The sequence below is a fragment of the Stenotrophomonas oahuensis genome, assembly GCF_031834595.1.
Classification (GTDB): Bacteria; Pseudomonadota; Gammaproteobacteria; order Xanthomonadales; family Xanthomonadaceae; genus Stenotrophomonas; species Stenotrophomonas oahuensis.
In genome coordinates this window covers 2,345,648-2,358,637 of the sequence record NZ_CP115541.1, presented here as the reverse complement: position 1 = coordinate 2,358,637, position 12,990 = coordinate 2,345,648, and the positions used below count along the sequence as shown (strand labels likewise).

Here is a 12,990-nt window from a genome sequence, read left to right as displayed (position 1 = left end):
CCTGCCCCAGCACCGGGACCGGCGAGACCGGTCAGTCCCGGCTGCAGCGATAATCGACTGGCATGTGGCTGTCGCGGAAGGGGTCGGTGAGCGCGTCGGTGTACTCGCCCATTAACAGACGGTGCGTCGGCAGCAGGTTCTGCCGATAGAAGCGGCTGAACGACGCCAACCGCTCGCCGCGCGCAGTGAGCGTGACGCAGCCATTGTGGATCTCCACCGTGCCGGACTGCAGCTGCTCGGTCAGGCGCACCTCCACCAGGTGATGCTCGCGTACGTATTCCTCGGTGAACACCTGGCGGAAAGCGTCCTCCCGAATGCCACCACCACGCTGCTGCAGCTTCTCCAGAATGTAGAACGACAGCGAGCGGTCAATGACGGTGGGAAGGGAAATGGCGAATACGTAGCCGCCCAGCATCCAGATCACCACCAGCTGAATCAGCTCCAGTCGGCTGAAGTCGCGGAACCACTTCAGCAGGTACAGCACGCCAAATACTCCGACCGTGGCGATCACCGCATCGAGGATGCTGGCATACAGCACCACGTTCACCCGGAAGTGGCGCATGTGCACGTAGTACACCAGCAGCAGCGCGACGATGAAGAGCACCGTCGCCAGCCCAGCACGCAGGAACTTGTTCATTTGAACACCACGAATTTGTTGATGAGGAAGCTGCAGACCATCTGCAGTCCGGTGATGAGCAGGAAGCCGATTCGGTAATCGAGCCCCAGCCAATCGGCCCAGGCAAACATCAGCAGCGCGTGCAGCAGGGCAATGCCGGCATACACCAGGACGAACAAAGACCCTTGCTTGAACGCGCTACCCGGGCGACCCGGGAAAACGAAGTAACGATTGCCCAGGAACGAGGCGGTAATGCCAAACACCGCAGCAATGCCATTGGCTACAGCGGCCAGCGGCACGTGCAGCAGTTCAATGCACACGTGCAGCACGCTGAAATGCACGGCGGTGGCCACCAGCCCGTTGATCAGGAAGCGGACCAGCTGGCCGCTCAACCCCTTACGCGCTGCGGCGGCCGGCATGCTGCACGTCTTCAACGAATTCGCGGTAGCTGCCCACACCCAGCACGCCACCACTGCGGATCATGCCCGAGAGCATCAGGGTGATCAGGGTCAGCGCCGCCGTCTGCAGGAACACCAGCAGCAGGATGCCTGCGGCAAGCGAGAACCAGCCCGGCGTGGCAAAGCCCAGCATCTTCAGCACGGTGGCGATGATGCCGCCGGTGATGGAGAACGCCGCCACCACCGTACAGGCAATGCCGACCCGCACCAGTACGTCTTCGGCAAACACCATCAGCGCGCGGAAGCCGTGCAGCGCCAGGCCAACGAAGTTCATCTTGCTGCGCCCGGCGTAGCGCGGGCCACGATCGAGCAGGCAGTTGCCAACCCGCAGCTTGGAGCCCAGCACGCAGGCGGCAACGTGGATCCACAGCTCCTGCATGGAGGCCAGACGACGCACCGCCGGCATCTTGGCCGCCATGAAGTTGCCGAAGCTGATGCGTCGGCCGCTGAGCAGCGAGAACAGCAGCTTGTAGACGATGTAGAACGCCTTGAACTTCACCGACTCCACCCGGCTGCGGCGGCTGGCCACCACCACATCGACGTCGTCGCTGGCGAGGCCTTTGACCAAATCGGTGATGCTTTCTGGCGTGTCTTCGCCATCGGAATCCATGGTCACGACAACCACGTCATCACCGAACTGTTCGGCCACGTAGCTCAGGCCGATGGCAATGGCACGCTGGTGGCCGACGTTGCGGCGCAGCTTGATGACCACGCCTTCCAGCCCGGATGCTTCGATGGCCGACACCGGCAGCGGCTGGCGCACGGAGCCATCGTCCACCGCAACGATGAACGTGTCAGTGCCCTGGGTCCGTGCCAGCTCCAGAAACAGCTTGGACGAAGCTTCCAGGTCCTCGTAGACCGGCATCACCACGACTTTCCGCATGCGCCCTCTCCTTACGCCTGCAGACGGTGACGGAAGTAGGCGATGGTCTCTTTCAGTCCATCTTCCAGTGCCACCTTCGGTTCCCAGTCGAACGTGGCCTTGGCCAGGCTGATGTCCGGCTGGCGCTGGCGCGGGTCGTCCGAGGGCAGTGGCCGGAATTCAATCTTCGATGTGCCGCCGACCAGACGGACTACGGTTTCGGCCAGCTGCAGCATGGTGAATTCGGTGGGATTGCCGATATTGACCGGACCGGTGAACTCGGCCGGCGTTTCCATCAGGCGCAGCATGCCTTCAATGAGATCATCCACGTAGCAGAAGCTCCGGGTCTGCTGGCCGTCGCCGTAGATGGTGATCGGCTCGCCGCGCAGCGCCTGCACAATGAAATTGCTGACCACGCGGCCGTCATTGGGGTGCATGCGCGGGCCGTAGGTGTTGAAGATGCGCATGACCTTGACCTCCAGCTGGTGCTGGCGCCAGTAGTCGAAGAACAGGGTTTCGGCGCAGCGCTTGCCTTCGTCGTAGCAGCTGCGGATGCCGATCGGATTGACCCGGCCCCAGTAACCTTCCACCTGCGGGTGGATTTCCGGATCACCATAGACTTCGCTGGTGCTGGCCTGCAGGATGCGCGCGCGGGTGCGCTTTGCCAGGCCGAGCATGTTGATCGCGCCGTGCACGCTGGTCTTGGTGGTCTGCACCGGGTCGTGCTGGTAGTGGATCGGCGAGGCCGGGCACGCCAGGTTGAAGATGCGGTCCACTTCCACGTACAGCGGGAAGGTGACGTCGTGGCGCATCAGCTCGAAGCGGGAATGCCCCAGCAGCGCTTCCACATTGGCCTTGCTGCCGGTGTAGAAGTTATCCACGCAGAGCACGTCGTGCCCGGCCGCGATCAGGCGGTCGCACAGGTGGGAGCCGAGGAAACCGGCACCGCCGGTCACAAGCACGCGATTCTGATCGGGGGTGAACTTCAAGGCATTCCTCGGCGTTTCGGCATGGCGCTGGACGGGCCGCCCCCTGTTACCGGGTGCTGGCTCGGATTCAGCCAATTGTATGCGAAACGTCCTGGGCCAGTTCCCCGATCACGCGCTGCAGCCCCTGCTGCCAGGGCGGCAGGATCAGCCCCATCTCGCGCTGAAGGCGGCGGTTATCCAGCACCGACCATGCCGGGCGCCGCGCCGGCGTAGGGTACTCAGCGGTAGAAATGGGCACGACCTGCGGCACCTTACGCAGCACGCCCTGTCTGTGCGCCTCGGCAAAGATGGCCTCGGCAAAGCCGGCCCAGCTGGTCTGGCCTGAAGCGGTGAGGTGCCAGGTGCCGCAGTGCTTTACCGGATGGATCAGCGCCAGCGCGGTGATGTCGGCAATCAGCTGGGCGCTGGTCGGCGCGCCGATCTGGTCGGACACCACTCGCACGCTGTCATGATCAGCCGCCAACCGCAGCATGGTGCGCAGGAAGTTCCGGCCATAGGCGGCGTACACCCAGGCGGTTCTGAAGATCAGATGACGTCCACCGGCGTCGCGCACCGCCAGTTCTCCGTCGCGCTTGGTGACGCCGTAGACGTTTAGCGGCGCGGTCGGATCCTGCTCGGTGTAGGGCACGCTGCCCTTGCCGTCGAACACGTAATCCGTGGAGTAGTGCACGAACGGCACGGCATGGTCCGCGCACCAACGCGCGATCAACCCCGGCGCATCGCGATTGACCCGGCGCGCGCACGCTGCATCCTGCTCGGCGGCATCAACGGCGGTGTAGGCCGCGGCATTGATCACTGCGGCGGGGCGCACCCGGTCCAGCAGGGCCGGCAGGTCGTCTGGCTGATCGAGGTTGGCAACCTCGCAGGGTCGCCCATCGATCAGGTGTCCGCTACGGGTCGCGCCCACCACGGCTCCATGGCGAGCCAGGCTACGCAGCAACACCTGCCCCACCTGCCCCCCCGCACCGAGTACAAGAAATGTCATGGCTGGTAGACCGGCAACCGGTCCTCGGGCACATCCTTGAGGAACGGTGCCTGCTCGTCCTTGGCCGACAGCAGCGGTTGGCTGATCGGCCAGTCCACCGCGATGTCGGCATCATTCCAGCGGATGCCCGCGTCGGCTTCCTTCACGTAGACGTCGGTGCACAGATAATGGAACAGCGCGGTGTCGGACAACACGGCAAAGCCGTGGGCGAAGCCAGGCGGAATCCACAATTGACGGCGATTCTCTCCGCTGAGGATGAACGCCTCCCATTGACCGAAGGTAGGAGATCCACGGCGGATATCCACTGCCACGTCATAGACCTCCCCCGCCAGCACGGTAACCAGCTTGCCCTGCGGCCGCGGCCACTGATAGTGAAGACCGCGCAGCACGCCCTTGCTGGACGAGGACACGTTGCTCTGCACGAACGTCGAAGGCAGACCGTGCGCGGCAAATCGATCGGCGTTCCAGGATTCGAAGAAGAAGCCACGATCGTCGCCGAATACCGCCGGCTCGAGCAGGGTCAGCCCCTGCAGCGCGGTAGGAACGACTTTCACGGCACCACGCCTCGCTGCAACAGCTTCTGCAGATACTGGCCATAGCCATTCTTGATCAAAGGTGCAGCCAGCGTTTCCAGCTGTTCGGCACTGATCCAACCCTTGCCGAAGGCGATTTCTTCCGGGCAGCAGACCTGCAGGCCCTGGCGGGTCTGGATAGTCTCGATGAAGTTGGAGGCTTCCAGCAACGACTGATGCGTGCCGGTATCCAGCCAGGCATAGCCGCGCCCCAGCGCTTCCAAGTGCAGGTTGCCGTCGCGCAGGTAACGCTGATTGAGATCGGTAATCTCCAGCTCACCCCGCGGCGACGGCTTCAACTCGGCGGCGTAGTCGCTGGCGTTGCCGTCATAGAAGTAGAGGCCGGTGACCGCGTAGTTGGAGCGCGGCTTGGCCGGCTTCTCAACCAGGTCGATCACTTTTCCGTCGGCGTCGAACTCGGCGACGCCATAGCGCTCTGGATCGTTCACCCAGTAGCCGAAAACGGTGGCACCGTTCTGGCGCTCATCGGCGCTGCGCAGCAGCGACGTCAAGCCATGACCATGGAAGATGTTATCGCCCAGCACCAGGCAGCTCGGCTTGCCGCCGACAAAGTCGCGGCCGATCAGGTAGGCCTGCGCCAGCCCGTCCGGGCTGGGCTGCACGGCGTACTCGATGTTCATGCCCCACTGCGAGCCGTCACCCAGCAATTGATGGAACAACGCCTGCTCGTGCGGGGTATTGATGATCAGCACATCACGGATGCCCGCCAGCATCAGCACGCTGAGTGGGTAGTAGATCATCGGCTTGTCGTACACCGGCAGCAGCTGTTTGCTGACGCCCTTGGTGATCGGATATAGCCGGGTGCCGGAACCGCCGGCCAGGATGATGCCCTTGCGTTGCGTCATGTCGTGTCCTCAGGCACTGGTGCCGATGCGCTGCAGGCGATAGCTGCCGTCCAGCACGCCGTTGACCCATTCCTGGTTGTCCAGGTACCAGCCAACAGTGAAAGCAATGCCCTGTTCGAAGGTGTATTTCGGTTCCCAGCCCAACTGGTCTTTCAGCTTGCTGGCGTCAATCGCGTAGCGGCGGTCATGCCCCGGGCGGTCGGCCACGTAGGTGATCTGGCTGCTACGCGGCTGGCCATCATCGCGCGGGCGGCGCGCATCAAGCAGCGCGCAGATCGCCTGCACCACTTCAATATTCTGCTTTTCCGAGTTGCCGCCGACGTTGTAGGTTTCGCCGACCCGGCCCTTGGCCAGCACGGTGCGGATCGCCTCGCAGTGGTCGCTGACGAACAGCCAGTCACGCACCTGCTTGCCGTCGCCGTAGACCGGCAGCGGTTCGCCAGCCAGCGCCTTGGCGATCACCAGCGGAATGAGCTTCTCCGGGAAGTGGTACGGGCCGTAATTGTTCGAGCAGTTGGTGGTCAGTACCGGCAGCCCGTAGGTGTGGTGGAACGCGCGCACCAGGTGGTCCGAGGCCGCCTTGGACGCCGAATACGGCGAATTGGGGGCGTACTGGGTCGTTTCACTGAACTTGCCGGTCTCGCCCAGGGTGCCGTACACCTCGTCGGTGGACACATGCAGGAAGCGGAATGCCTCGCCCTTGTCGGCCGGCAGGGCCTTCCAGTAGTCGCGCACGGCTTCGAGCAGCGCCAGGGTACCGACCACGTTGGTCTGAATGAAGGCACCCGGGCCGTCGATGGAGCGGTCCACGTGGCTCTCGGCGGCGAAGTTCAGCACGGCATCGGGCTGGAATTCGGTCAGCAGACGGGTCACCAGCGAGTGGTCGCCAATGTCGCCATGCACGAATATGTGGTTGGAATCCCCCTCCAGCGAAGTCAGGGTTTTCAGATTGCCCGCATAAGTCAGGGCGTCCAGATTGATGACGCGCACACCCTTGGCGACGGCTTCCAGTACGAAGTTACCGCCAATAAATCCGGCACCGCCGGTGACAAGCCATGTGGGCACTTACTTGTTCTCCTGATCTGGGTTTGTCCGGGCCGTCTCTGGGCCGCGTGACACAGCGCAACAGCATACATGCGGTCGGCCTTCACGACTGCCAGCCGAGCGTGAATGCCAGCGCTCCTGCGCAGCGCCATGCCGCACCGCAACATAACCATACGCATTCGCATGGTAACGCGAGGACAGTTAGAATCCAGATCCCACCCCCGCCCCGGCGGCCGATTCCGGCTCCGGACGTTCCCCAGTTAGTGAAGGATCGAGCACCAGATGAAAATCCTCGTCGCGTACAAGCGCGTGGTGGACTACAACGTCCGCATTCAGGTCAAGCCGGACGGCTCCGGCGTGGTCACCGACGGCGTCAAGCTGTCCCCCAACCCCTTTGACGAAATCGCCCTGGAAGAAGCGCTGCGTCTGCGCGACAAGGGCATCGCCACCGAAGTCGTGGTCGCCACCATTGCCCCCGCCGACGCCCAGGCGCACCTGCGCAACGGCCTGGCCATGGGCGCGAACCGCGCCATCCACGTGGTCACCGACCAGGCCATCCAGCCGCTGACCGCGGCCCGCACCCTGCTCAAGCTGATCGAAAAGGAGCAGCCGGACCTGGTGATCCTCGGCAAGCAGGCCATTGACGACGACGCCAACCAGACCGGCCAGATGCTGGCCACGCTGTGGGGCCGCCCGCAGGCCACTTTCGCCAGCAAGCTGGAAATCGCCGATGGCAAGGCCACGGTGACCCGTGAGGTCGACGCCGGCCTGGAAACGCTGGAAGTGGACCTGCCGGCCGTGGTCACCACCGACCTGCGCCTGAATGAGCCGCGCTTCATCAAGCTGCCGGACATCATGAAGGCCAAGGCCAAGCCGCTGGAAAGCCTGCCGCTGGCCGACCTGGGCGTGGAAGCCGCCGACACCTTCAACACCACCCACTACGCCGCCCCGGGCAAGCGCAGCAAGGGCGTGATGGTCAAGGACGCCGCCGAACTGGTGGCCGCACTCAAGCAGAAGGGGTTGCTGTAATGACCAAGATTCTTGTTGTTGCCGAACACCACGACGGCAAGCTCAACCCGGCCACCGCCAAGACGGTCAGTGCTGCCGCCGCAATCAGCGGTGCCAGCATCGACGTGGTCGTGCTGGCCGCCGACCCCGCCGCCGTGGCCGCCCAGGCCGCACAGCTGGCCGGCGTGGCCAAGGTGCTGACCGTGGCCAACGCGGCCAACGCACAGGCGCTGGCCCAGGTGCTCGCCCCGCAGATCGCCCAGCTGGCCAAGGGCTACACCCATGTGTTCGGCCCGTCGACCACCTTCGGCAAGGACCTGATGCCTTGCGTGGCTGCGCTGCTCGGCGTGAACCAGGTCTCCGACCTGATGACCGTGGAAGGCGCACACAGCTTCAAGCGCCCGATCTACGCGGGTAACGCGATCATCACCGTGGACGTACCGGCCGACCAGATCGTGGTTGCCACCGTGCGTGCCGCCTCCTGGCCCGAAGCCGCCCAGGGCGGCAGCGCCGCCGTGGAAGCGGCCAGCGTGGATGCGGCCCTGCCGACCCACACCCGCTTCATCGGCCTGGCCGCCGGTGCCAGCGACCGCCCGGACCTGCAGAGCGCCAAGCGCGTGGTCTCCGGTGGCCGTGGCGTCGGTTCGGAAGAGAACTTCAAGATCATCTTCCAGCTGGCCGACAAGCTCGGGGCTGCCGTCGGTGCCTCGCGCGCCGCCGTGGACGCTGGCTACGTGCCCAGCGACCTGCAGGTCGGCCAGACCGGCAAGATCATCGCGCCGGAGCTTTACGTGGCGGTGGGCATCAGCGGTGCCATCCAGCACCTGACCGGGATCAAGGACGCCGGCACCATCGTGGCGATCAACAAGGACCCGGACTCGCCGATCTTCGAGATTGCGGATATCGGCCTGGTTGGCGACCTGTTCACCTTGCTGCCGGAGCTGGAAGCGGCGCTTTAAGGCCCTTCCTGTGTCAATGAAGCCGTGTCACCACTGGTGGCGCGGCTTTTTTGTGCCCCTGCCGAGTTAATGGCACCCGGGGCGACACCGCGTTCAGAACTGGCCGCTATAATCGCTGGTCACCCCCGAATGGACTGGATTGATGACGCTTCCCTGCTTCAAGGCCTATGACATCCGTGGCCGGGTTCCCGATGAGCTCAACCCGCCGCTGGCCAAGCGCATTGGCGTGGGTACCGCCGGCCTGCTGGGCCCGGGCCCGGTCGTGCTGGGGTATGACATCCGCCTGAGCAGCCCGGAGCTCCACCAGGCGCTGGCCGCCGGTTTCCGTGCGGCCGGCCGTGACGTGATCGACATTGGTCTGTGCGGTACCGAAGAGGTCTATTTCCAGACGTTCCACCGCCAGGCCGCTGGCGGCGTGATGGTGACCGCCAGCCACAACCCCATGGACTACAACGGCATGAAGCTGGTCCGCGAGCAATCGCGTCCGATCAGTGGCGACACCGGCCTGTTCGACGTTCGCGACTTCGCCGCCGGCGATTCAGCACTGCCTTCGGGGGAAGGCACGCTGCGCCAGGACACCGACAAGTCCGCCTATATCGAGCACCTGCTGGGCTATGTGGACCGCAGCGCGCTGAAGCCGCTGAAGATCGTGGTCAACGCCGGCAATGGTGGTGCCGGCCTGGTGATCGACCAGCTCGCCCCGCACCTGCCGTTTGAGTTCATCCGCATCCAGCATGAGCCGGACGGCAACTTCCCGAACGGCATTCCCAACCCGCTGCTGCCGGAAAACCGCGACGCCACCGCCAATGCGGTGCGCGAGCACAAGGCGGATTTCGGCATTGCCTGGGACGGCGACTTCGACCGCTGCTTCTTCTTCGACGCCGAGGGCGGGTTCATTGAAGGCTATTACCTGGTCGGGCTGCTGGCCACCGCGCTGCTGAAGCGCCAGCCGGGCGGCAAGATCATCCACGACCCGCGCCTGACCTGGAACACCATTGAAATGGTGGAACAGGCCGGCGGCGTGCCGATCATGAGCAAAACCGGCCACGCGTTCATCAAGGAACGCATGCGTGCGGAAGACGCCATCTATGGTGGCGAGATGAGCGCCCACCATTATTTCCGCGACTTCGCCTATTGCGATTCCGGCATGATTCCGTGGCTGCTGATTGCCGAACTGGTTTCGCGCAGCGGCACCTCGCTGGGCGACCTGGTGGCAGACCGAATGGCCGCCTTCCCCTGCAGCGGCGAGATCAATTTCCGCGTGGACGACGCCAAGGCAACCGTGGCGCGGGTGATGGCGCACTATGCCGACCAGAACCCCACGCTGGACCACACCGACGGTGTCAGCGCCGAGTTCCCGCAGTGGCGTTTCAATCTGCGCAGCTCCAATACCGAGCCGCTGCTGCGGCTTAATGTGGAAACCCGAGGCGACGCGGCCCTGCTGCGCGCCAAAACCGATGAGCTGACCGCCCTGATTGGCGGCAGCGCGGCCCAACACTGATTCAGGACGTAACCATGTTGCCGATCATTCCCGTCATTCTTTCCGGTGGTTCCGGCACCCGCCTGTGGCCGGTGTCGCGCGAGGCTTACCCGAAGCAGTTCCTGCCGCTGGTCGGCAAGGACACCATGCTGCAGGCAACCTGGAAGCGCGTGGCCTCCATCGCTGGCGCAGCCCCCATCGTGGTGGCCAACCAGGAACACCGCTTCATGGCGGCCGAACAGCTGCGCGAGTGCAAGGTCACCCCGCAGGCGCTGATTCTGGAGCCGATCGGCCGCAATACTGCGCCGGCCATCGCCATTGCCGCGCTGCAGGCGCTGGCCGCAGGCGATGACGGCCTGCTGCTGGTGCTGCCTTCGGACCACGTGGTGCGCAACGAGAAGGCCTTCCACCAGGCCGTGGCACAGGCGGCAGCCGCCGCTGAAGCCGGCAAGCTGGTCACCTTCGGCATCGTGCCGACCGCCCCGGAAACCGGCTACGGCTACATCAAGGCCGCCAAGGGCGACGGCGTGCGCGCTGTGGACCGCTTCGTCGAAAAGCCCGACCTGGCGACTGCCGAGCAGTATGTGGCGTCCGGCGAGTACTTCTGGAACAGTGGCATGTTCCTGTTCAAGGCCTCCCGCTACCTGCAGGAACTGGAAAAGCTGCAGCCGGCGATCCTGGCCGCCAGCCGCAAGGCACTGGAACTGGCCGCCCGCGACAACGACTTCATCCGCCTGGATGAAGAAGCCTTCGCCGCCAGCCCGAATGACTCCATCGACTACGCGGTGATGGAAAAGACTGCCGATGCAGCCGTCGTACCGCTGGACGCCGAATGGAACGATGTCGGTTCCTGGTCGGCGCTGTGGGAAGTGTCGGACAAGGACGAGAACGGCAATGCCTGCCACGGTGACGTGATTGCCGTGGATACCCGCAACAGCTATGCCTACGGCAGCCGCCTGATTGCCATGGTCGGCCTGGACGACGTGGTGGTGGTGGAAACCGATGACGCCGTGTTCGTGGGCCACAAGGACCGCGTGCAGGACGTGAAGTCGGTGGTGGCGCAGATCAAGCGTGACGGCCGCAGCGAAGCGGCGGCACACCGCAAGGTCTACCGTCCGTGGGGTGCCTATGACTCCATCGATAACGGCAGCCGCTTCCAGGTCAAGCGCATCACCGTCAAGCCGGGCGCGACCCTGAGCCTGCAGATGCATCACCACCGCGCCGAGCATTGGATCGTGGTCAGCGGCACCGCCGAGGTGACCCGCGGTGATGAGGTGATTCTGCTGACGGAAAACCAGAGCACCTACATTCCGCTGGGCGTGACCCACCGCCTGAAGAATCCGGGCAAGCTGCCGCTGGAGCTGATTGAGGTGCAGTCGGGCAGTTATCTGGGCGAAGACGACATCGTGCGGTTTGAGGACCAGTATGGTCGTGTGGCTGGTTAACGTGGTCCAAAGCCCGTTTCCTGCTGCCCTTCCGGGTTATCGCCCAATCGGGAACTTTTCCACGTGATACACGGCTCCGGGTTGCTCGCAACGGCCTTCCGCGACCAGTGCCCTGACATCGGGCACTGGACCGTCTTCGCGCGTGGCGTATCCAACTCGTCTGAGACGCTGTCCGCCGCTTTTGCACGGGAACAGGACATGCTAGACGAGGTTCTGCGCACGGCTGCGCCGGTGGTCTACTTCAGCAGTTGTGCGCTGCTGAATCCCGTGGAGGGCGATAGTGCCTACCTTGCGCACAAGCGGAAGATGGAAGCCAGGGTGCTCTCCGCCAATGCGGAGAATGTAGTCTTCCGGTTGCCGCAGGTCGTAGGCCGCACGGGCAATCCCAACACGCTTACGAACTTTCTAAGAGACCGAATACTGACCGGCACAAGCTTCTCCATTTGGCGCAAGGCTGAACGCAATCTGATTGACGTAGACGACGTGGTCGTCATCGCCGCAGAGCTGATGCGCGAGCGAACAGAGCAGCGTGTGGTCAACATCGCAGCGGAGCGATCGATGGCCATGCCCGAGATTGTCGCCCTGTTCGAGCGTGTTCTTGGCACCTCCGCGAACTTCTCCCTGCAGGATCGGGGAGACCCGTTACGTGTCGACAGCACATTGGCCGTCAGCGTTGCCGCTCGCCTTGGCATCGACCTGGGGGCGGGGAACGCCGAGCGCGTCGTGAGGAAGTACTATGCACATTGATGTCTCTGTCGTCGTCCCAGTTTACTCGGCGACGCGCACACTTGAAGCACTACTGGGCCGACTTGCGTTGTCGATGGAAGCTGCGGCGCTGGCCTTTGAGTTGATTCTAGTCGACGATCGTGGCAATCCTGATTCGTGGGGCGCGATCCGGTCGATGGCGCAGAAGGACCCACGCGTCGTCGGCCTTCGCTTGGGCCGGAACTTTGGGCAACATGCCGCCACGATGTGCGGCATCGGCGCTGCACGCGGAGCCTATGTTGTGACCATGGACGAGGATCTTGAACACCCCCCCGAGGCAATTCCCTCACTGCTACGCGAGTGCAGCCCGGACCAACCTCTCGTGTACGGGGTATTTCCAACCCGTACTCATGCACGCTTCCGCAACGCGACTTCCGAACTGATGCGGTGGTCACTTAAGAAGTCGTTCCCCGACATGAACCAGGCATACACGTCTTTCCGTGCACTGCATCACTCACTCGCGAAGCGCCTAGGTGATTTCCAGCTGAATCGACCCTACATCGATGGAATGCTTTCCTGGCTTACTGCAAGCGTTGGCACGGTTACGGTAGCCCATGGGCAACGCGACGACGGCCGCAGCGCCTACACGTTGCGCAAGCTGATCTCGCACGCCACGAATATCTTTGTCACGTTCTCAAACCTGCCACTGCGCCTAGCCAGTTACATGGGTGCCGCACTGGCCGCCTCCAGCTTCATTTACCTGCTGGTGGTCATTTTCGAGCGTCTGACCGGCAGGATCACCGATCCCGGATACGCATCCCTCATGTGCGTGATTCTTTTTGCCTGCGGCATCCAGCTCGTCATTCTCGGGGTACTCGGGGAGTACGTCGGCAGACTCATGAGCTCTGCGAACCGTCGCCCCATGTATTCCGTCCAGGAGACCACTTTGCAGGACCTTGCTTCTTGAATTCACTTAGTTCTTTCTGGAATGGACAGTCTGC

At 63.7% G+C, this 12,990-nt stretch carries 14 protein-coding genes; 6 read left to right on the top strand and 8 right to left on the bottom strand.

Features of this window, described 5'->3' with window-relative positions; genetic code table 11:
• Positions 1-31 precede the first annotated feature (31 nt).
• The 8 genes from PDM29_RS10355 to rfbB all read right to left on the bottom strand — a co-directional run bounded on the left by PDM29_RS10355 (position 32) and on the right by rfbB (position 6,413).
• The gene (locus PDM29_RS10355) at positions 32-637 is read right to left on the bottom strand and encodes a hypothetical protein (RefSeq protein WP_311190102.1); all 606 of its coding nucleotides are present in this window, start codon (positions 635-637) and stop codon (positions 32-34) included.
• A complete protein-coding gene (locus PDM29_RS10350) occupies positions 634-1,035 on the bottom strand; it encodes a GtrA family protein (RefSeq protein ID WP_311190101.1) in 402 nt (133 codons plus the stop codon). The genes PDM29_RS10355 and PDM29_RS10350 overlap by 4 nt, the downstream gene beginning before the upstream one ends.
• Positions 1,013-1,957, bottom strand: a complete 945-nt coding sequence (locus PDM29_RS10345) for a glycosyltransferase (protein ID WP_311190100.1) — start codon at positions 1,955-1,957, stop codon at positions 1,013-1,015. The genes PDM29_RS10350 and PDM29_RS10345 overlap by 23 nt, the downstream gene beginning before the upstream one ends.
• 11 nt (positions 1,958-1,968) lie before the next feature.
• On the bottom strand, positions 1,969-2,925 hold the full coding sequence (locus tag PDM29_RS10340) for a UDP-glucuronic acid decarboxylase family protein (protein WP_311190099.1): 957 nt from the start codon (positions 2,923-2,925) through the stop codon (positions 1,969-1,971).
• A 67-nt stretch (positions 2,926-2,992) separates the two neighbouring features.
• Positions 2,993-3,910, bottom strand: coding sequence for a dTDP-4-dehydrorhamnose reductase (gene rfbD, locus PDM29_RS10335; protein ID WP_311190098.1), 918 nt, complete (start codon positions 3,908-3,910; stop codon positions 2,993-2,995).
• Positions 3,907-4,464: a dTDP-4-dehydrorhamnose 3,5-epimerase gene (gene rfbC, locus PDM29_RS10330; protein ID WP_311190097.1), complete on the bottom strand. Its 558-nt coding sequence runs from the start codon at positions 4,462-4,464 to the stop codon at positions 3,907-3,909. The genes rfbD and rfbC overlap by 4 nt, the downstream gene beginning before the upstream one ends.
• Positions 4,461-5,348, bottom strand: a complete 888-nt coding sequence (rfbA, locus tag PDM29_RS10325) for a glucose-1-phosphate thymidylyltransferase RfbA (RefSeq protein ID WP_311190096.1) — start codon at positions 5,346-5,348, stop codon at positions 4,461-4,463. The genes rfbC and rfbA overlap by 4 nt, the downstream gene beginning before the upstream one ends.
• Positions 5,349-5,357: 9 nt before the next feature.
• Positions 5,358-6,413 carry a dTDP-glucose 4,6-dehydratase gene (gene rfbB / locus PDM29_RS10320; protein WP_311190095.1) on the bottom strand — a complete coding sequence of 352 codons (1,056 nt, stop codon included), beginning with the start codon at positions 6,411-6,413 and terminating at the stop codon, positions 5,358-5,360.
• 261 nt (positions 6,414-6,674) lie between these two features.
• Here rfbB and PDM29_RS10315 point away from each other — a divergent pair, with 261 nt between their 5' ends.
• From PDM29_RS10315 to PDM29_RS10290, 6 genes are all read left to right on the top strand, one after another.
• On the top strand, positions 6,675-7,421 hold the full coding sequence (locus PDM29_RS10315) for an electron transfer flavoprotein subunit beta/FixA family protein (protein ID WP_311190094.1): 747 nt from the start codon (positions 6,675-6,677) through the stop codon (positions 7,419-7,421).
• Entirely contained in the window at positions 7,421-8,359 is a 939-nt protein-coding gene (locus PDM29_RS10310; protein ID WP_311190093.1) for an electron transfer flavoprotein subunit alpha/FixB family protein, read from the top strand. Before PDM29_RS10315 ends, PDM29_RS10310 begins: the two co-directional genes overlap by 1 nt.
• Positions 8,360-8,501: 142 nt before the next feature.
• The gene (locus PDM29_RS10305; RefSeq protein WP_311190092.1) at positions 8,502-9,860 is read left to right on the top strand and encodes a phosphohexomutase domain-containing protein; all 1,359 of its coding nucleotides are present in this window, start codon (positions 8,502-8,504) and stop codon (positions 9,858-9,860) included.
• A 14-nt stretch (positions 9,861-9,874) separates the two neighbouring features.
• Positions 9,875-11,284 carry a mannose-1-phosphate guanylyltransferase/mannose-6-phosphate isomerase gene (locus PDM29_RS10300; protein ID WP_311190091.1) on the top strand — a complete coding sequence of 470 codons (1,410 nt, stop codon included), beginning with the start codon at positions 9,875-9,877 and terminating at the stop codon, positions 11,282-11,284.
• A 63-nt stretch (positions 11,285-11,347) separates the two neighbouring features.
• Entirely contained in the window at positions 11,348-12,031 is a 684-nt protein-coding gene (locus tag PDM29_RS10295) for an NAD-dependent epimerase/dehydratase family protein (protein WP_311190090.1), read from the top strand.
• Positions 12,021-12,956 carry a glycosyltransferase family 2 protein gene (locus PDM29_RS10290; protein ID WP_311190089.1) on the top strand — a complete coding sequence of 312 codons (936 nt, stop codon included), beginning with the start codon at positions 12,021-12,023 and terminating at the stop codon, positions 12,954-12,956. Before PDM29_RS10295 ends, PDM29_RS10290 begins: the two co-directional genes overlap by 11 nt.
• Positions 12,957-12,990: the final 34 nt, after the last annotated feature.